General features: G+C 71.6%; 12 protein-coding genes and 2 pseudogenes. 3 read left to right on the forward strand and 11 right to left on the reverse strand.

The window, feature by feature from the left end; all coding sequences use genetic code 11:
• The 3 genes and pseudogenes from OG507_RS36305 to OG507_RS36315 form a co-directional block, all read right to left on the reverse strand.
• Positions 1-2,292 carry a glycosyl hydrolase family 95 catalytic domain-containing protein gene (locus OG507_RS36305; protein ID WP_327371340.1) on the reverse strand — a complete coding sequence of 764 codons (2,292 nt, stop codon included), beginning with the start codon at positions 2,290-2,292 and terminating at the stop codon, positions 1-3.
• A pseudogene (locus tag OG507_RS36310) lies at positions 2,289-4,261 on the reverse strand (beta-galactosidase). Before OG507_RS36310 ends, OG507_RS36305 begins: the two are co-directional and overlap by 4 nt.
• 14 nt (positions 4,262-4,275) lie before the next feature.
• Positions 4,276-5,712 (reverse strand): annotated as a pseudogene (locus OG507_RS36315) (1,4-beta-glucanase); the annotation flags it as partial.
• A gap of 126 nt (positions 5,713-5,838) precedes the next feature.
• Here OG507_RS36315 and yicI point away from each other — a divergent pair.
• Entirely contained in the window at positions 5,839-8,124 is a 2,286-nt protein-coding gene (yicI, locus tag OG507_RS36320; protein ID WP_327371341.1) for an alpha-xylosidase, read from the forward strand.
• 55 nt (positions 8,125-8,179) lie between these two features.
• Here yicI and OG507_RS36325 read toward each other — a convergent pair whose 3' ends face one another.
• The 6 genes from OG507_RS36325 to xylB form a co-directional block, all read right to left on the reverse strand.
• Positions 8,180-8,716 carry a DUF4232 domain-containing protein gene (locus tag OG507_RS36325; RefSeq protein WP_327371342.1) on the reverse strand — a complete coding sequence of 179 codons (537 nt, stop codon included), beginning with the start codon at positions 8,714-8,716 and terminating at the stop codon, positions 8,180-8,182.
• 293 nt (positions 8,717-9,009) lie between these two features.
• The gene (locus OG507_RS36330) at positions 9,010-9,591 is read right to left on the reverse strand and encodes a hypothetical protein (RefSeq protein ID WP_327371343.1); all 582 of its coding nucleotides are present in this window, start codon (positions 9,589-9,591) and stop codon (positions 9,010-9,012) included.
• A 23-nt stretch (positions 9,592-9,614) separates the two neighbouring features.
• Complete coding sequence (locus OG507_RS36335; protein WP_327371344.1) at positions 9,615-10,982, reverse strand: cytochrome P450; 1,368 nt, start codon at positions 10,980-10,982, stop codon at positions 9,615-9,617.
• A 265-nt stretch (positions 10,983-11,247) separates the two neighbouring features.
• On the reverse strand, positions 11,248-12,102 hold the full coding sequence (locus tag OG507_RS36340; RefSeq protein ID WP_327372220.1) for a hypothetical protein: 855 nt from the start codon (positions 12,100-12,102) through the stop codon (positions 11,248-11,250).
• 2 nt (positions 12,103-12,104) lie between these two features.
• Positions 12,105-13,382 (reverse strand): VWA domain-containing protein, encoded by a 1,278-nt coding sequence (locus OG507_RS36345; protein ID WP_327371345.1) that lies wholly within the window; start codon positions 13,380-13,382, stop codon positions 12,105-12,107.
• Positions 13,383-13,516: 134 nt separating this feature from the next.
• Positions 13,517-15,010: a xylulokinase gene (xylB, locus tag OG507_RS36350; RefSeq protein ID WP_327371346.1), complete on the reverse strand. Its 1,494-nt coding sequence runs from the start codon at positions 15,008-15,010 to the stop codon at positions 13,517-13,519.
• A gap of 238 nt (positions 15,011-15,248) precedes the next feature.
• Here xylB and xylA point away from each other — a divergent pair, with 238 nt between their 5' ends.
• A complete protein-coding gene (xylA, locus tag OG507_RS36355) occupies positions 15,249-16,418 on the forward strand; it encodes a xylose isomerase (RefSeq protein ID WP_327371347.1) in 1,170 nt (389 codons plus the stop codon).
• 161 nt (positions 16,419-16,579) lie between these two features.
• Positions 16,580-17,827: an ROK family protein gene (locus OG507_RS36360; protein ID WP_327371348.1), complete on the forward strand. Its 1,248-nt coding sequence runs from the start codon at positions 16,580-16,582 to the stop codon at positions 17,825-17,827.
• Between the two features lie 140 nt (positions 17,828-17,967).
• Here OG507_RS36360 and OG507_RS36365 read toward each other — a convergent pair whose 3' ends face one another.
• The gene (locus OG507_RS36365) at positions 17,968-18,612 is read right to left on the reverse strand and encodes a DUF305 domain-containing protein (RefSeq protein ID WP_327371349.1); all 645 of its coding nucleotides are present in this window, start codon (positions 18,610-18,612) and stop codon (positions 17,968-17,970) included.
• Positions 18,609-19,259, reverse strand: a complete 651-nt coding sequence (locus tag OG507_RS36370; RefSeq protein WP_327371350.1) for a DUF3105 domain-containing protein — start codon at positions 19,257-19,259, stop codon at positions 18,609-18,611. The genes OG507_RS36365 and OG507_RS36370 overlap by 4 nt, the downstream gene beginning before the upstream one ends.
• Between the last annotated feature and the right edge of the window lie 21 nt (positions 19,260-19,280).

Below are 19,280 nucleotides of genomic sequence, written 5' to 3' on the forward strand. Positions count from 1 at the left end.
CTACCTCGGTCTCAGAGTGAGGACGCGGTCCACGCCGGCCGTCAGGTCCAGCAAGGTGACGGGAGTTCCGGCGGAGGTCTCGGTGGAGGGCTCCGTGAGCGTGAGTCCGCCGCCCGCGCGTATATCGACGCGGGCGTCACGGGTGGGGTGCAGTACGGCCGTGGCGTGACCGTCGTCGTACCAGGACAGATCCATACGGGCGCCGAACCTGGTGCGAATCCCGTGCAGTTCACCGGACGGGAAGGTGCCGGGAAGTGCGGGCAGCAGTACCAGACGGTCCGGGGAGGACTGGACGAGCATCTCGACGACCGCCGCGGGCAGCGCATGAGCGGCGTCCGCGTTGTAGACATTGCGGGACGGATAGTGGGAGCTCATCAGCGAGTTGTGGAAGAAGTCGCCCGCCAGCACGGCGTTCAGCGCGTCCAGGGCCCGCCCACCGTCCCGCAGCCGTGCAGCGATCAAGGCGTGGTGCAGATGGCCGTGGGCGGAGTCGTTCTCCGCGCCGCGCAGCTCCAGCGCGCGGTGTGCGGCGCCGGCCAGCTCGGGAGTGTCGTACGGGTTGATCTCGCCCAGCGGCCACACCGGGTAGAGGTGGCTGAGATGCCGGTGGTCGTACGTCTCCTCCAGACCCGGCCACGCCCATTCGGCGAGCGCCCCGTCCTTGTTGACGCGGTAGCGGGGGAGCCGGTAGGCGAGGGCGCGCCAGCGGGAGGCGGCCGGGTGACCGGGGGAGCGTTCGGCGGCGGTGGTCAGGGCATGCCGGGCCGCCGCGACGTCCATGGTGGCGTTGATCGTTCCCCAGCTCGCGTTGGCCGGGCGATTCTCCGGTGAGTACGAGGGAACGATGGCGAGGGTGCCGTCCGGGGCGTACCGGGTGAGGAAGTCCTCGTAGAACTGCGCCACTTCGGTGAATGCCTCGGTCAGCCACGGTTCCGTGCAGCCGGTGACCTCGGTGTGCTCCAGGAGCGGCTGCAACAGCCAGTCCGCACCCGCGGTCCACAGATGAAGCGGATAGGCGCGCTGGAAGTGGCGGGTGTGGCCGGACTCGCCGTCGGTGTGGGACGGGGCGACGATCCCGCGCGCCCCGAAGATCTCCCGGGCGTTGTCGCGCCAGTCCGCCAACTGGCCGTGAACCAGGGCCGCATGCGCGTCGGAGACCTCGGGCAGCGCAACCGCGGCGGCCGATGCGATCTGCAGATTGAGATTGGCGTCGGTGGTGAACGCCCCCGACCAGGCAGTGTTCCAGTCGCCCGTCCACAGGCCGGTCAGCCGGGGCGGGAACAGTCCGGAGGAGGAGAGCAGATGGTACCGGCCCGCCGCGAAGAGCCTCTCCAGGAGCGCCGGGCTCCTGTGCCTCCGGATCAGCTCGCTGCCCGGCAGAGCGCGTTCGGAGGGATCGCAGCGCAGGGCGAGCGTGGCGCGTGCGAAGGCGGGGCGGTGGAGCGGCTGATGCCGGGAGAGCAGCGTCGCGTAGTCGGCGCGGGGCAGCGCGGCCCACTCCTTCGCCAGGTCCAGCCTCCCCGCGTGACGCCGCACCCGGGTCAGCAGGAGAACACCGCGCGCTCCTTCGATCCGGATGCCCTCGTCCGCCACCGACACCCTGCCGCCGTCCACCCGGACCACGGCGAGCCCCGTGTACGCGAGCTCGCTCCCCGGATAGCCCGCCCGCAGCGCCAACCGGGCCCCGTCCGCTGTCAGTACGGTGCTCCGCCCGATCGCCAGGCGTGACGGGGCGCCGGGCAGGGCCGGGTCCAGCATCAGGTCCGCCGTGGGCCCGAACCCGGTGACGTACTGGACGATGACGTCGTCGGCCCGGGACACGAAGACCCGGCTGCGCCAGTCCCCGTGCACCGCACCGATCTCGCCCGTACTGAAGTCGACCGTACGCCGGTACGCCTCCGGTGCGGCTGCCCCGGCCGACTGCCGGGCCGGGTACGGGGTGCTGCGTATCCGGGTCCGGAACGCCGGGTGGAACGGCTGCACCCACAGCAGGGGGAGGTCCGCCCCGAACCCCTCCGCCGCCTTGGTGTCCCCGGCGAGAAGCGCGTTCTGCAGGCGTTCGAGCCGGTCGGCGAGGTGCGGCGGACGGGCGTGCTCGCTGCCGTTGGGGCGGACCAGGGTGTGATGGTTGACGATGACCCGGTCGTCCACCGGATCGCCGTACACCATGGCGCCGTGCCGCCCGTTGCCGCCAAGGAAGGCATCCTCCCAGCGGGTGGCGGGGCACGGCTCCCAGGTGCCGGGGAACGGCGCGTCGACGGACCCCGCACCCATGGCGTGCGCGGCGCTCATCGCACGCCGCGGCTTCGCAGTACGGCCACGCCGTAGCGGCCCAGCTCCACACGGCCGTCCACCGTGCCACCGGTGAGCAGATCCACCTGCTCGCCGGGGACGGACACGGTGACGGTGGAGCGCCCATGGTTCAGCAGGAAGAGCGGCTCGCCGCGGCGGACCGCCTCCACACCCTCGGGCAGCCCCGCCAGGACCGGGCGCGCGCCCGCCTCCCGTACCACCCGGCCGAGCAGGGTGCGCAGTGCCTCGGGCTCCGGCAGAGTCGATACGAACCAGGCCCGGCCCTTGCGCAGCACCGCGGGCAGCCCTGCCAGCTCGCCCTCGCGGTATGCGGACATCACCTCCGCGTCCGGCTCCAGCTCCTCCGACCAGAGCCGGGCGCGGAACCCCTCGCACTGCACCGTCGTGTCCGCGTCGAGCGGCCACCACTCATGAAGCGTACGAATGCCGAGCAGCTCACGCACCGTCCGTCCATGCCGCCCGGTCTGATCCGGTCGTCGACATCGCCGACCCCGGTGAAGAAACCGCAGACCAGCGTCCCGCCACCTCGTACATAGCCGACGAGGTTGTCGATCGCGGCATCCGTGAGCAGATACAGCTGCGGTACGGCAACCGCCTTGTACCGGCTCAACTCACCCTCCGGGCAGGCGAATTCCGTGGTGGTCCCGGTCTCCCAGAGCGCCCGGTGCCAGCTCCGCACCACCTCGGTGTAGTCGAGCAGGGAGGACGGGCGTCCCTCCTGTGCACCGGCCCACCAGGCATCCCAGTCGTGCAGGACCGCCACCTCGGCCGGCACGTCCGCGCCGCTGACGGCCGCCCCGATCGTGGCCAGTTCCGCGCCGAGCCGCTTGACCTCCCGGAACGTGCGGCCCTCCTCGCCCGCGTGCGTGAGCATCCCGGAGTGGAATTTCTCCGAGCCCTGCCGGGACTGTCGCCACTGGAAGTAGCAGACCGCATCGGCGCCGCGCGCCACCGACTGCAGCGACCAGAGCCGGTTCAGTCCGGCCGGCTTGGGGTGGTTGACACCTCGCCAGTTGACCGGGCCCGCGGCCTGCTCCATCAGCATCCAGGGACCCGCGGCCTGCGAGCGCGTCATGTCGGCGAGCATCGCGTTGTACTGGCCACCCAGCGGGTCCTTCGGGTCCGGGTAGATGTCGACGGAGACGATGTCCTCCTGCGCCGACCACGCCCAGGCGTCCTGCCCCGACCACAACGGCATGAAGTTGGTGGTCACCGGGACACCCGGGGTATGGCGGGCGACGATGTCGCGCTCCGCCGTATAGCACTCCAGCAGCGCGTCGGACGTGAACCGCTTGAAGTCCAGCATCTGCGTGGGGTTCCTCATGTACTGCGCCTTGCGGGGCGGCAGGATCTCCGCCCAGGCGTCGTAACGCTGGCTCCAGAACGCCGTGCCCCACGCCTTGTTGAGCGCCTCGACCGTTTTGTAGCGGCTGTGCATCCACCGGCGGAAGTGCGTGGGGCTCTCGTCGCACCAGCAGTGCGTGCAGTACTCGTTGTTGATGTGCCACACCGTGAGCGCCGGATGGTCCGCGTACCGCGCGGCCAGGTCCTCGGTGAGCGCGGCGGCGTATCGCCGGTAGACCGGGGAACTCGCGCAGAACTGCTGCCGCGATCCGTACCAGATGACCGAGCCGTCCTCGGAGCGCGGCAGCGTCTCCGGGTGGAGCGCGCCCATCCAGGGCGGCGGGGAGGCGGTCGGAGTGGCCAGCACGACGCCGATGTCATGGCCGTGCAGCAGATCCATCAACCGGTCCAGCCAGCCGAACCCCCTCGCCCCGGGGCGCGGTTCGATCGCCGCCCAGGAGAAGACCCCGAGAGTGACGGAGTTGACCCCGGCCTCCTTCATCAGCCGTGTGTCGTCCTCCCACACCTCCTCGGGCCACTGCTCGGGGTTGTAGTCGCCGCCGAACAGGATGCGGCCGCGGGCGGCGTCGCGCAGGGACGGCATCGGCTTCCGGCTCCTCATGCCGGATCCGCGTACTGGATGCCGCGGCCGTTGGTGCCGAGATAGACACGGCCGTGGACACGGGGGTCACCCGTGATCACCTCACCGGTCCAGCCCCACTGGTGAGTGTCGTCGTTGATCCGGACCCAGGTGGCGCCCTCGTCGTCGGAGCGCAGCACCGCCACACCGTCGAAGGCCGCGGAGACCCGCCCGGTCTGGAAGACCGCCGGATAGCCGGTGGCGCCGGGCCGCTGCCCGGGGCGCCCGGTCCTCTTTGCCGGGGCCGCCCTGCCGAAGCCCAGTGCGTACGAGGCCTGGCAGCCCGCCACCGGGGCGAAGACCGCACCGCCGTCCGTCGACCGGTGCGCCGGATACTTCGTGCCGTCCCAGTGGACGAACGACCAGAGCAGTGTCGCCCCGTCCGCGCCGGCCGCGACCGGTCCGGGCGCCGAGGAGGCGATCTCCGGCTGGGCGGCGAACGGCTGCCAGCTGCGGCCGCCGTCCTCGGAGTAGGCCCCGGCCGCGGCCGAGCCGGACGGCCAGCCGGTGCGTACGACGTACGAGGGTCTGAGCGCGGCCAGGGCCAGACCGGTGGCCGTACCGAAGACCGGGTTCGACGCCATGCCGCGTGACGGGGAGGCGGTGAGCGTGTCGTGGTACATCACACCGATGTCACCCAGCCCGCTGAGGAGTTGGGCGCCGCCCTGCTCCGGGGCGAGCAGGAACCTCACCGCGGACTCCTCCAGGCCGCGGATCTGCGGCGCCCAGTGGACCAGGTCCCGGGTTTTGAAGATCGTCGCGCCCGTTCCGTACACGATGTGGTGCGAGTCGTACGGATCGACGGCGACGGTCTGGATCCACCAGCCGAATTTGGCCGCGTCCCCGCCCCAGCGCAGATACGGCGTCTGCGACACATCGAGGACCGCAACGTCCTTGAGCGACGTCCAGCTCGCACCGCCGTCGGTGGAGCGGAACACGGTGTCGATCTGAGACCAGCGGTTGTCGGTGGTGACGACCAGCGTGCCTGCGGGGCGCGCGTCGACGGCGACACCGCCGTAGCCGAAGGTGTCGCCCGAGGCGGAGTCCGGGCTGACGGGCGTCACATCGCACCAGGTGTCCGTCAGCGTGTCGAGCGGGTGGACCGACCCGTCCAACTGGCCGTTGGGACCGGGTGCGTCCGCGTAAGTGACGTACAGGGCACGGGTGTTGCTGTCGTACGCGGCCCGGATCGGCACCCTCGACGCCGCGACGTCTCCGGACGGCTGACCGGGCACGGCCTCCCAGCCGCCGGAAGCGTTCGTACGGTAGAGCGCCGTGCCGCCGTCGCCCCAGCCCGCGTACACCCTCCGGCCCGCCGAGACGAGGAACACGACACCCTGACCGGTCGCCGACGCGGTGGCCGGGAAGTCCACCGGGGCCCAGGTCAGGCCCCGGTCGATGGAGCGCAGCAGGCCTACGGGTCACCCTGCGCGGGTCCGTGCGTCTCTCCCGTCTCTCCTTCGCCGGGAGCACCGAGTGACCGCCCCGGCCGTCCGAATCGCCGTACCGCCCCGTCCAGTTGCCCCCGGCAAGGAGTCCTCATGAAGTTCACCGACGGCTTCTGGCTCATGCGTGAGGGCGTCCGCGCCCGCTATGCCACCGAGATCCGTGATCTGCGCGTCGGCGCCGACCGGTTCACCGCCTACGCGGCGGTCAAACGCGTCACCCAACGGGGCGACACCCTCAACACCCCGCTCATCACCGTCGAATGCTTCTCCCCGGCCGAGGGGATCATCGGCGTACGCACCACGCACCACGCGGGAAAGGCCCAGCACGGGCCGGACTTCGCTCTCCCCGGACTCGACCCCGCGGCCGCCGGCGCGCAGACCCGCAGGGACGGCACGGTCACTGAACTGACCAGCGGCCCCATGACGTTGCGCATCGACGGCGAAGGGCCGTGGGGCATGGCGTTCCTCGACGCCGAGGGCCGCCGCCTCACCGGTGTCGACATCAAGGGCACGGCCTTCGCCACCACCCCGGACGGCGCGCACCACATGATCGCCCAACTCGCCCTGGACGTGGGGGAGAACGTCTACGGGCTCGGCGAACGCTTCACCCCGTACGTCAAGAACGGCCAGACCGTGGACATCTGGCAGGCCTACGGTGGCACCAGCAGTGAGCTGGCGTACAAGAACATTCCGTTCTACCTCTCGTCCCGCGGTTACGGCGTCTTCGTCAACCATCCCGGGAAGGTCTCCTTCGAGATCGGCTCCGAGTCGGTCGGCCAGGTCCAGTTCAGCGTCGAGGACCAGTCGTTGGAGTACTACATCGTCGCCGGACCCACCCCGAAGGACGTCCTCGCCCGCTACACGGCGCTGACCGGCCGGCCCGCGCTGCCGCCGGCCTGGTCGTTCGGCCTCTGGCTGACCACGTCGTTCTGCACCTCGTACGACGAGGAGACGGTCACCTCGTTCGTCGACGGAATGGCCGAACGCGACATCCCGCTCAGCGTGTTCCACTTCGACTGCTTCTGGATGCGTGAATACCAGTGGTCGGACTTCGCGTGGGACCCGGATGTCTTCCCCGACCCCGAAGGCATGCTGGCCCGGCTCAAGGAACGCGGACTGCGCGTCAGCATGTGGATCAACCCGTACATCGCCCAGAAGTCCCCGCTGTTCGCGGAAGGCGCCGAACGCGGCTATCTGGTGCGTCGTGCGAACGGTGACATCTGGCAGTGGGACCTGTGGCAGCCCGGCATGGCACTCGTCGACTTCACCGACCCCGCCGCCCGCGACTGGTACAGCGGCAAACTGCGCGTCCTGCTCGACCAGGGCGTGGATTCGTTCAAGACGGATTTCGGCGAGCGCGTCCCCACCGATGTGGTGTGGCACGACGGCTCGGACCCGGAGCGCATGCACAACTACTACGCGCAGATCTACAACCGCACGGTCTTCGAACTCCTGGAGAAGGAGCGCGGCCACGGCGAGGCGGTGCTCTTCGCCCGCTCGGCGACCGCGGGCGGCCAGCAGTTCCCCGTCCACTGGGGCGGTGACTGCTTCGCCTCGTTCACCGCGATGGCGGAGTCACTGCGCGGCGGCCTGTCGCTGAGCCTGTCGGGCTTCGGCTTCTGGAGCCATGACATCGGCGGTTTCGAAGGCACCCCCGACCCGGCCGTCTTCAAACGATGGCTCGCCTTCGGCCTGATGTCCTCGCACAGCCGGCTGCACGGCAATGTGTCCTATCGCGTGCCGTGGGCGTTCGGCGAGGAGGCCGTCGACGTCGCCCGCAGGTTCACGCTGCTCAAGCACCGGCTGATGCCGTATCTGTACGGGGCTGCGGCCGAGGCGCACCGCACCGGCATCCCGATGATGCGTCCCATGCTGCTGGAATTCCCGGACGACCCGACCACCCGGATGCTGGACCGTCAGTACATGCTCGGACCCGATCTGCTGGTCGCCCCGGTCTTCACGGAGGACGGCCGGGTCGAGTTCTACGTCCCCGAGGGGACATGGACGTCTCTGCTGACCGGTGAGACGGTCACCGGCCCTGCCTGGCGCCACGAGACCCACGGCTTCGACAGCTTCCCGGTCCTGGTCCGTCCGGGCGCGGTGCTCCCCTGGGGCGCCGACGACCAGCGCCCGGACGGTGACTGGCTGGACGGCCTCACGTTGCGGGCCTTCGGCCCGGCGGCCACTGCCGCTGCCACGGAGACCGTGGTCACGGTGCCGGACCTGACGGGTGCGCCCGCGGTGACCTTTCACGTCGTACGGGACGCGGACGCCGTGCAGGTCACGGCCCGGGGCACGGACCGCCCCTACCGCGTGGTCCTGGAGGACTCCGGGACGGCGGGGGAGGGGGCGGGGACGGTGAGGGTGACAGCGGGGTGAGTGAGCGGCGGGTGTGCCGGTGGGGTGAGAACGCGGCGGGCTCCCCGCCCGCCCGTCAGCCCAGTGCTTCCGCCAGAGCGCGGTCCGCCGCGGCGCGCGACTCCTGCCACGGCGTGGTGACCGGCACCCACACATGGATCCCCCTGGGCATGCCCACGGTGGCCGCACCGAAGGTGACGCCCAGGTGGGAGGGGGCGGCCGACACGGACAGACTGCCCACGACATGCCCCTCGGCGGCCGCCGGGTCCGCCGTGCGGACGGCGGCGTACGCGCGCTCACCCCGCGAGAGGAGGTAGGGCCCGCTCTCGGCCGGCGGCACGGTCTCGGCGGAGCCGTCCAGGCCCCTGAAGGTGATGGCCGGAACGCGGTCCACGACGCAGGCCCGGCCGCCATGGTTGGTGACGCTGATCCGGGCGACGTTCCGCTGCCCGCCGGGCGAGGCGCGCACATCGAGGGTCTTCTCCGGGCAGATTCCGGGAAGCGCCGCGGTCCGGGAGGATGCGGCGCCGCTCGTGGCCGACGCCGCGGTGGCGGTCGGCGTCAGCACGGCCGCGACGGTCAGGGCGGAGGCGAGAGCGGAGCGGAGACGCATGGTGTTTCTCCCGTTGGATCGACAGCCCGCGGAGGCGGCCGGACGCCCCTGCGGCGGGTGGGGCCGCCCTCGTCAGTGTGACCGGTATGCCAGGATTTCCGCGACAGAACAGACATATCATTTCGGCATGCCTGGCGAGGGGATGGAGCCTCGTCAGTGGTTGATGCCTGCGAAGGCGGTGGTCATGGGGGCCGTCCTCCCCCGGGGGCGGGTTTGTGCCCGGTCAGCAGAGCGGCTGCCCCGGGACACGCCCCCATTCCCCCGTACATCGGCGTGCCGCCCGGCGGGGACGCCTACACCGTCTCGGCCGGGCCGTGCTGCGTCGTACGGCTGCGGGCACGAAGGACGAGAGCGGTCACGATCAGCCCCGCCATGACGAGCGCCGACAGCAGTGCCACGGCCCAGATCCACGCGTAGTGCTCATAGGCCCAACCGCCCGTCCGGTCATGGTGCTTGCGGCTCGGGCCCATCATCTCGGCACAGGCCGTGCCGAGCGGCATCAGCGCCGCGAAACAGAGCGCCGCGATGCCGCCCCTGACCGCTGAACGGGCCTTCCCCGCCGACCGTTTCAGCGTGCCGAGCGCCATCGCTCCGACCGCGAGGACCACGGGTATCAGCGCACCGACCACCACGGCGAAGCCGTAGCCCCCGCCCGGAAAGCTGTCGCGCGTCCACCGCCACAGGCCGGTGCCGCCGAGCGTGGACCCGATCGCGGGGACGACGATGCCGAGGACGACGGCCACCATGCAGCCGCAGCCGAGGGCGGTGTCCCGACGGCGGCCGGAGGTGGCGTCGGCCGTGCGCGGCGGGCGCGCGGTGTACGTCAGCGAGCCGGAAGCGGCCCTGCGCCTGCGGGGCTTCCTGGAACCGCCCACGGGTGTCGCCCTCCTCGGCACCGCTACCGCGCCCGGACCGTTGCCATCACCTCGCGGTCCGGCTGCAGCGTCAGCGTCGGTACGGGGTTGACGGTCCCCGGGTCCACCTCCAGCTCGAAACGGCGTGCCAGCACGGCCAGGATCAGCACCGCCTCGACCATCGCGAACCGCGTTCCCAGACAGACTCTGGGGCCGCCGCCGAACGGGAACCAGGCATACTCCGCGATGTCGTCGCCGTTCTCCGGGTCCCAGCGCTCGGGGCGGAACTCCTCCGGCTCGGGAAACCACCGCGCGTCGCGGTGCGTCGCCCACTGGCTGGTCCACACCCTCGTGCCCTCCGGCATCGGCACACCGCCGATCCGCGCACCCTCCTTGGCCACGCCCGTGACGAGCCAGATCGTCGGGTAGAGGCGCAGGGTCTCCTTGACCACCGACTGGGTGTACGTCAGCCGGGCATAGTCGTCGAACCCCGGCTCCCGGTCGCCGAGTACCCGGTCCAGCTCCTCGGCGAGCGCGGCGCGCGCCCGCGGGTTGCGGGACAGCAGATACCAGGCCCACACCAGAGTGGAGCTGGTCGTCTCGTGCCCGCCGATGTACAGGGTGACCGTCTCGTCGCGTATCTCCTGGTCCGTGAGGTGCGCGCCCGTCTCGTCGACCGCGGTCAGCAGCCGGCTCAGCAGATCGGGGCGGTCGTCCCCGCCGTCGCGGTGCCGGGCGACGACCCGGCCCACCTCGGCGTCGATGACCGCGGCGGCCTTCCTGATCCTGGCCCGGCCGGGCGTAGGCACCCAGTCCGGCAGCAGCGCGCCGATGCCGGCGAACTCCTTGCCGATCTCCTGCTGCGCCACATCCATCGCCCGGCCCATCGCCTCGGCATCGGCCGGGGTGTCGACGCCGAAGATCGTGCGGACCGCGATCCGCTGCGTCAGAGCCGCCATCTCCCGCTTGATGTCGATCAGTTCACCGCCGGACCAGGTGTCCGCCAGCTCCACCGTGCTGCTCGCCATCGTCGCCGCGTACGAGCGCACCTGCTTGGGCCGCACGGACGGCTGCACCAGCGAACGCTTTCGCCGCCAGTCCGCACCGCGCGCGACCACGACACCGTTTCCCATCACGGTGCGGAACGCGATGCCGAGGGCGGGCTGGTCGAAGGTGCGCTCCGTCTCCGTCAGCAGCTCGCCTATGCACTCCGGATCGGCTATGTACACACACGGGTTGGGGCCGAAACGCCAGCCGACCATGTCGCCGTGACCGCGCAGCCGCTCGAAGAACGCGAGAGGATTCTTGCCGAACTGCGGCAGGTTTCCGAGAAAAGGCAGCCCCTTGGGGCCCGGCACGATCGTGTGGCCTCGCGGCTCGGCATCGACGGCCGGGCCGGTCTCCGTGGACATGAAGGTCTCCGCTCCCTTGTGGCGCACCCGATGTGGTGCGCAGCGACCTGACTTCAGCGGTACCGCACGGCACGGATAACATCATCTGCCTTGTGCGGTACGTGAGTTGTCGAGAGTAGCGGCCTTCGTGCCGAGAGCGTGCGGGCGGCCGGGCGGCCGGGGAGGTGCTTTGGCCGCCGCCGGACGGGACCGGGTGCCGGCCCCGTCCGGCGGCGCGGTTCGACGGGCTCGTGGCGGGGCGGCCCGCCGAACCGCGATGTGCCGGTCAGACGCCCGGCGGAACCCGGGACGGGCGGCCGTTGCCGCGGGTGAGGGTGTAGCCGAAGACGGCCGCGAACGCCCCCAGCACACCGCCGCCGACGGTCCACAGCCAGCGGTCGGTCCACCAGCCGGAGGCCCAGCCGTCCTCGGGCTCGCTGCCGCGCGAGACCTCGGCCGACGAGTCGTCGTCACTCGTGGCAGCGGCGTCCGAGGTGCCGGAGGCCTGCGCGACGGAGGACACACCGGGGATCAGCGGTTCGGCGAGTGTGCCGTCCACATCCCCGGCGCCGCCCTTGTCGACGGCCGTGACCTCGACCTCGGTCTGCACCGGAAGACCGAGGTCCGCCGAGGGCAGGTCGATGACCGTGAGGCGCACGTAGTAGCTGCCCGGCAGCGGGTCGTCGGCCCACGGCTCGGACCAGGCGCGCACGGTCCGCAGTACACAGGTCAGCTCGACCGCCGACGCGTCGGCCGCCACCTTCGCCGTCTGGCGCCCGTACATGCAGGCCTGACGGCGCCGCAGCCCGTCGTACACATCGACCTGCCAAGTCGACGCGCCGTGCCGGGTGGCGCTCTCCGGCAGGGTGATCTTCGCCTTGACGGTGGCCCGCTGGCCCGCGTCGGCGGGGAACACCCAGTACAGGTAGTCACCCGTGGACGCCCCGGCCGTGGCGCGCTGGTTCTGCTGGACCGCCGTGGCGGTACGGAAGGTGGTGCCGGCCTCGGTGGGGCCGGACGCGCCGTCGGAGGCGCTGGGGCTCGGGCTCGCCGACGGATCGTCGGCCGAGGCGGCGCCCGCCGAGGTCAGCAGGGCGAGGCCGGTCAGCAGCGCACCCGTGAGCACACGTGTCGTACGCATCATCAGTTGGTCCTCCAGACGGCGATGCGCCAGCGCGAGATCCAGCCGGTCAGCAGGCCCGCGACCAGTCCGGTGAGAACCAGCACACCCAGCAGCCACCAGCCGCGGCCGAGACCGAACGCGGCGACATCGGCCGCCTCGTCCGGGGCGTCCACCACGTCCACGGTCAGCTCGACCGGCATGCCCGGCGCGGTCTTCACCGAGGCGGGGGCCGAGAAGGAGTTGCTGACCTGGAGGCAGACGGTCTCGGCGGCGGGCTTGTCGCCGCTGTCCGTGCCGTCCTGCTCCGCCTTCGGGTAACGCAGGCCGGAGGAGATCGCATCGGTGCGGCCGGTGCCGGACTCCGAGCCCCGGACGATCTCGCGGCCGTGTACGGTCACCGCGCGCAGCAGCACGCCGTAGTCATTGTTCACGGCACGGTCCGCGGACACACTGACCGAGGCGCGCAGTTCCTCACCGGGCAGCACGTCCACCCGGTACCAGCGGTGCTCGCCGAACTTCTCCCGGTCGGTGTACAGGCCCGGCTTGAGCTGGGGTGCCGCGGAGCAGCGGTCCGCGCCCTCGGTCGCCACGGGCGTGACGACGGGCTCGGCGGCCCGGTCCACCAACTGCTTCACACGGCCGGAGAGTTCATCGGTGTGCTGGACGGCGGTGTAGGTGCCGCCGGTGGCCTCGGCGATGCAGGTCAGCTGCTCGCGGATCTTCGTGTTCGGCACCAGGCCCAGGGTGTCGATGACGAGGTGGATGCCACGGGCCGCGATGTCGCGTGCCACCTCGCACGGGTCGAGCGGGCCGCAGGTGTCCTCGCCGTCGGTGATCAGCACGATCCGGCGGGTGGAGTCACCGCCTTGGAGGTCGTCGGCGGCGCCGAGCAGGGCCGGGCCGATCGGGGTCCAGCCGGTGGGGGCCAGGGTGGCGACGGCGGTCTTCGCCTCGGTGCGGTCCAGGGGGCCGACCGGGTAGAGCTGCTTGGTGTCCTTGCAGCCGAGCTTGCGGTCATTGCCCGGGTAGTCGGCGCCGAGCGTCCGGATGCCGAGTTCCACCTGCTCGGGCACCGCGTCGAGGACCTCGTTGAACGCCTGCTTCGCCGCGGTCATCCGGGACTGGCCGTCGATGTCCCGGGCCCGCATCGAGCCGCTGACGTCGAGCACCAGCTCGACCTTGGGGGAGGCTTTGGCGGGGGTTTCATCGGCTGCGGCGGGGAGCGCCGTGCCGAGCCCGGCGGTCAGGGTGGCGAGCAGGATGCCCACCCCGACCGTCAGCCTTCTTCTTATGATCATCGCCGGATACTAGTGAAGATCGCATCGCTTACCCAAACCGGTCCGGAGACGGCCGGAGGGCCGTCCCCCGGGCCGGCCGAAGGGAAGTGACAGCCAGTCAGTGCGCCTTGCGGGGTGTGGTGGCGTAACGGGGGTCAGACCCCGCCCAGCAAGGGGCCCGCAGCACGTTCCAGTGCCGAGGCGACCCGCTGCCACGTGGCCGTGTCCCGCTGGACGGCGGGCAGTTGGACATCCTCACCCGTGTCCTCGTCGGTGTGCCAGCCGGCGGCGATCGCGACCGGGTCCTCGCCGCCGGCCGCCGCGGCGGCCAGTGCCGCCGCGCCGAGAGCCACCAGTTCGCCGCTGCCGGGCACGATCACCGGACGGCCGGAGAGCCGCTGTACCGTCTCCACCCAGACGCGCCCCTGGGCGCCGCCGCCGATCAGCCGCAGCGGCCGGCCGGCCACCTCGGGGTCGGCCGGGTCGAGGCCGCAGGCCCGCAGGAGTTCATCGAGCGCGCGCAGCACGGTGAAGGCCGCGCCCTCGTAGGCGGCGCCCAGGAGTTGCTGCGGGGTCGTGTCGTGCCGGATGCCGGTGAGCAGGCCGGCGGCGGTGGGCAGATCGGGGGTGCGCTCGCCGTCGAGGTAGGGGAGGAACACCGCCTCGCCGCCGGGGGCCGCGTCGTTGCGGTCCAGGCCGAGCAGTGCGGCGACCTTGTCCACGGCGAGCGTGCAGTTGAGGGTGCAGGCCAGCGGGAGGTACGTACCGTCCGCCCCGGCGAAGCCGGAGAGCGCGGTGGACGCGGGCCGGGTCCGGGAGGCGGCGAAGACCGTTCCCGAGGTGCCGAGGCTGAGCACGGGGTGGTCCAGCAGTCCGGCCCCGCCCAGCCCGAGGCCGATGGCGGCGCTCATGTTGTCCCCGGTGCCCGCGGCCACGGCGATGCCCGCGGGCAGGCCGAGCGCATCGGCCGCTTCGGCGGTCAGCGAGCCGACGCGGCTCGCGCCGGTCTCGGCCACCTCCGGCAGCAATGCGGCGTCCAGGCCCAGGAGTTCGAGCAGTTCGGGGTCGTACGCACCGGTCGCGGTGGAGTACCAGCCGGTGCCCGAGGCGTCACCGGGGTCGGTGACGGCCGTGCCCGCGAGGCGTTCGGTCAGGAAGTCGTGAGGGAGGCGGACGGCCGCGGCCGCGGTGGCGGTCTCCGGTTCGTTCTCGCGCAGCCACTGCCACTTCGTCGCGGTGATGGAGGCCACCGGTACGGTTCCGGTCCGCGCCGTCCAGGCGTCGGGCCCGCCCAGCGCCGCGGTGAGGGCGGCGGCCTGCGGGGCGGAGCGGGTGTCGTTCCAGAGCATCGCGGGGCGCAGCGGACGCCCCTCCCGGTCGAGGACGACCAGCCCGTGCTGCTGCCCGGCGACCGCGATGCCGGTCACGGCGCAGGCGGCGACGCCGGATTCCTTCAGCCCGGCGGCGACGGCGTCGCGCAGCGCCTGCCACCACACCTCCGGGTCGCTCTCGCGGGCACCCGCCTCGCCGGTGACGACATGCGGTGCCCGGCCGACGGCGAGCAGCCGTCCGGTGCCGGCGTCGACGAAGGCGGCTTTGGTGGACTGCGTGGAGCTGTCCACACCGATGACGACGGTACGCGGCGGCATGGGTGACCTCATTCCTGATCCTGTACTGCGGAGGCTGGGCGCCGCCACGGAAATTTGATCGTACGGAAAACAAATTACGCGATCGACCCCATCCGGAACAGTGATCGCTCCGGATTTTTGCCGACAGGGGGTTACGCGCCACGGATGCTCGGTGCATGATTAGTCATGACAGTAAACAAATAGGGTTCGGCCACCTCGACCGGTCATGGAACCCGACAGCACTGAAGGCGGCCAGACGATGACGGAACGCTTCACGCCTACTCCCGACGACAAGTTCACCTTCGGACTGTGGACCGTGGGCTGGCAGGGGCGCGACCCCTTCGGCGACGCGACCCGTGCGGCGATCGACCCGGTCGACACCGTGCAGCGGCTCGCGGAGCTCGGTGCGCACGGGGTGACATTCCACGACGACGACCTCATCCCGTTCGGCTCGACGGACACCGAGCGCGAGGGGATCGTGAAGCGGTTCCGGCAGGCGCTGGACGCGGCCGGACTCGTCGTCCCCATGGCGACGACCAACCTCTTCACCCACCCGGTGTTCAAGGACGGCGCCTTCACCGCCAACGACCGTGACGTACGCCGCTACGCCCTGCGCAAGACCCTGCGCAACATCGACCTCGCCGTCGAGCTCGGCGCCACCACCTATGTCGCCTGGGGCGGGCGCGAGGGCGCCGAGTCCGGCGCCGCCAAGGACATCCGCGTCGCCCTCGACCGGATGAAGGAAGCCTTCGACCTGCTCGGCGACTACGTCACCGAGCAGGGCTACGACCTGAAGTTCGCCATCGAGCCCAAGCCGAACGAGCCGCGCGGCGACATCCTGCTGCCGACCATCGGCCACGCCCTCGCCTTCATCGAGCGCCTGGAGCGCCCCGAGCTGGTCGGCGTCAACCCGGAGACCGGGCACGAGCAGATGGCCGGGCTGAACTTCCCGCACGGCATCGCGCAGGCGCTCTGGGCGGGCAAGCTCTTCCACATCGACCTGAACGGCCAGTCCGGCATCAAGTACGACCAGGACCTGCGCTTCGGCGCGGGTGACCTGCGCCAGGCGTTCTGGCTCGTCGACCTGCTGGAGACGGCCGGTTACCAGGGCCCGCGGCACTTCGACTTCAAGCCGCCGCGGACCGAGGACTACGACGGCGTCTGGGCCTCGGCCGCGGGCTGCATGCGCAACTACCTGATCCTCAAGGAGCGCGCCGCCGCCTTCCGCGCCGACCCGGCCGTGCAGGAGGCGCTGCGCGCGTCCCGGCTCGACGAGCTGGCCCGCCCCACCGCCGAGGACGGCGTGGCCGGACTGCTGGCCGACCGGTCGGCGTTCGAGGAGTTCGACGTGAACGCGGCGGCCGAGCGAGGCATGGCGTTCGAGGTCCTGGACCAGCTGGCGATGGACCACCTGCTCGGGGTCCGCTGACCCCGGCCAGCGAAGACGCGGGACCACGGGTGTGGGCCGGACACCGGATGTCCGGCCCACACCCGTTCGGCGGCTCACCGGCTCTCAGGAGCTCGTCGCCTCACAGGACTGATCGCTCACAGGCCGGATCGCACATGGGATCGCATAGGGTCGGATCCAATATGAAGACCAACCTCACACCGCTGGGGCCCAAGGCCGACAAGGACACCGTGCGCCGGAGCAACCTCAGTCTGGTGCTGAGGGCCGTCCGTGACGAGCGCGAGGGCGAGGCGACCCGGGCCGGGGTCGCCGCGCGGGTGGGGCTGACGCGGGCCGCGGTGTCCTCGCTGGTCGAGCAGCTCATCGACATAGGATTCCTCACCGAGTCCGGCAAGACCTTCAGCGGGCAGGCGGGCCGCCCCGGGACCGCGCTCAAGGTGGCGCGCACGGGGCCCGCCGGGCTGGGCGTGGAGATCAACATCGACTATGTGTCGGTGTGTGTCGTCGACCTGGCGGGCACCGGCCGGGTACGGCTCACCGAGCACCTCGACAACCGCGGCGCACCGCCCGCCCAGGTGCTGGCGCGGGCGGCCGGGATCGCGGCGCGCACCCTGGAGTCGGCCCGCGAGCAGGAACTCCTCCCGGTCGGCGTGGCGCTCGCTTTGCCCGGCCTGGTCTCCGGCGGCGCGGTGCGCCAGGCACCCAACCTGGGCTGGAACCATGTTCCGGCCGAGGCGCTCTTCGCCTCCTCGCTCGCCGCCGAGCGGCCCGGTCATGCGGCGCTGCCGGTGAATTCGGAGAACGAGGCCAATCTGGCGGCGCTGGCCGAACTCTGGTTCGGCGGACTCGGCACGGTCCGCAGCTTCCTCTATCTGACGGGCGAGATCGGCGTCGGCGGTGCCCTGGTCATCGACGGTGAACTCCTGCGCGGGGCGCACGGGTTCGCCGGGGAGATCGGGCATGTGGTGGTGGACGCGGAGGGACCGCAGTGCCGGTGCGGCTCGCGCGGCTGCCTGGAGCAGTATGCGGGACAGACGGCGCTCCTGCGGGCCGCCGGGATCGAGGAGACCGGCAGCGGCTCCGGGGTGGCCGAGCTGGAACGGCGCGCCCGGGCCGGGGACGAGCGGGCGGTGGCCGCTGTCGGGGAGGCGGGCCGGATGCTGGGGCGGGTGCTGTCGGGGACGGTGAATCTGATCGACCCGGACGCGGTGGTGCTCGGCGGGATATACCGGAACCTGATGCCGTGGCTGTCTCCGCCCGCCGACGAGGAGCTGACCGGCCGGGTGGTCTCCGGGCTCTGGTCCCCGGGGAGCGGCCGGCTGCGCGCCTCGTCCGTCGCGGGTGACGCGGCGCGGGGAGCCGCGGCACTGGTGATGACGGCGGTACTGGCCGACCCGGTGGCATACGCGGGCAGCCGCGAAACCGGCTGATCCGCACGAGCGGGCCCGGACCTGGCAGTCGGCCCGCCCGCACGGGTACGGACCGGACGACGTTCGCCGACCCGTGGCAGGGCGGCGACCGTGCGCGGCAGAGCGAACCCGCCACGCACGGTCGCCGGAACGTACGGCACTCAGGCCGCCGAACCGCGCTCCCTCAGCATGTCCGCCATGAGCGCGATCTCCGACTGCTGTCCCCGGGCCATGCCCGCCGCCAGGTTCCGGATCTCATCGGTGCCGGCCGCGGTGGCCGCCGCCTGTGCCATCTCCGCACCTGCTCGGTGGTGCGCGGTCATCAGCCTCAGGTACAGCACCTCCGAGGCCCTGCCCTTCGCCGCCCGCAGTGCGTCGAGCTCTGTGTCGGTCGCCATGCCCGGCATCAGCGACCCGTCGCCCTTGTGCGCGACGGTGTGCCCCATCCACTGCATGGGAGGAGCGCTGGACGACTTCGCCCTGCCCCACATCTCCAGCCAGCCGAGCATCATGCCGCGCTGATTGGCCTGGGTGTTGATGACGTCGTACGCGAGCCGGCGCACCGCCACGTCGGAGGTGCGGTCTCGGACGATGAACGACATCTCGACCGCCTGCTGATGGTGGACCGACATGTCGCGGGCGAACCCGACGTCGGCCGACGTGCCCGAGGGCGCGGCCGCCGCGGCGGCGGAGCCCGCGGATGACGAAGGCCGCACGAGCATCAGCACGACCAGGCCCAGAGCCAGCAGCAGCACCACACCGCCCGCCGCGACCATCGGGCGCGAGGAGCGGACCGCGGACGTCACTGGGCGACCCCGCCGGTGCAGGCCGCGCCCGGCTCGGGGGTCTGCGGCCCCTGCACGTACTTGGTGAAGAACTGCTCCACGCGCGTATCGGTGGCACTCGACACCGTCACCTGCGTGCCCCAGGCGCTGAGCACGAGAGGGGCGGCCTGGTCCTCCACCGGGCTCATCAGGGAGTACGGCGTCGCCTTCACCCGCTCCCCGAGCTTCTCGATGTCGGCCGGCTTCGCCTTGCTCGTGTACGTGACCCAGACCGCGCCGTGCTCCAGGGAGTGGACGGCGTTCTCCTTCGGTATCGCCTTGGTGTAGACGTCGGCGTCGCAGTTCATCCACACCGGGCTGTGATCGCCGCCGACCGGCGGGTTCATCGGGTAGTCGACCTGCTTGTCGACATGGTTCTGGGAGAGCTTGTCCCAGGTCCGCTCGCCCTGGACGGGCGAGGACTTGGCCTCGGTCTCGGCCTGTTCCTTGCCGTTCGCGGCGGACATCAGATAGCCGCCACCGGCGACGAGCGCGGCGATCACGGCGACGGAGGCGGTGATGGTGATGATGCGGCTGCGCCGCTCGCGGGCCCGCTCCTTGCGGCGGGCCTCCTCCAGCTTGGCGCGGCGTGCGGCGGCAGGGGTGTTCTGCTTCTTGGCGGAAGCCATGGGAAGTCGTCCTTCGGTTCA

Source organism: Streptomyces sp. NBC_01217 (genome assembly GCF_035994185.1).
Lineage (GTDB): Bacteria > Actinomycetota > Actinomycetes > Streptomycetales > Streptomycetaceae > Streptomyces.

Bases quoted from the DNA above. Each gene is read 5' to 3' on its own strand.
- OG507_RS36305 (WP_327371340.1), bottom strand. From the start codon at position 2,292: ATGAGCGCCGCGCACGCCATGGGTGCGGGGTCCGTCGACGCGCCGTTC.
- yicI (WP_327371341.1), top strand. From the start codon at position 5,839: ATGAAGTTCACCGACGGCTTCTGGCTCATGCGTGAGGGCGTCCGCGCC.
- OG507_RS36325 (WP_327371342.1), bottom strand. From the start codon at position 8,716: ATGCGTCTCCGCTCCGCTCTCGCCTCCGCCCTGACCGTCGCGGCCGTG.
- OG507_RS36335 (WP_327371344.1), bottom strand. From the start codon at position 10,982: ATGTCCACGGAGACCGGCCCGGCCGTCGATGCCGAGCCGCGAGGCCAC.
- OG507_RS36340 (WP_327372220.1), bottom strand. From the start codon at position 12,102: ATGCGTACGACACGTGTGCTCACGGGTGCGCTGCTGACCGGCCTCGCC.
- OG507_RS36345 (WP_327371345.1), bottom strand. From the start codon at position 13,382: ATGATCATAAGAAGAAGGCTGACGGTCGGGGTGGGCATCCTGCTCGCC.
- xylB (WP_327371346.1), bottom strand. From the start codon at position 15,010: ATGCCGCCGCGTACCGTCGTCATCGGTGTGGACAGCTCCACGCAGTCC.
- xylA (WP_327371347.1), top strand. From the start codon at position 15,249: ATGACGGAACGCTTCACGCCTACTCCCGACGACAAGTTCACCTTCGGA.
- OG507_RS36360 (WP_327371348.1), top strand. From the start codon at position 16,580: ATGAAGACCAACCTCACACCGCTGGGGCCCAAGGCCGACAAGGACACC.
- OG507_RS36370 (WP_327371350.1), bottom strand. From the start codon at position 19,259: ATGGCTTCCGCCAAGAAGCAGAACACCCCTGCCGCCGCACGCCGCGCC.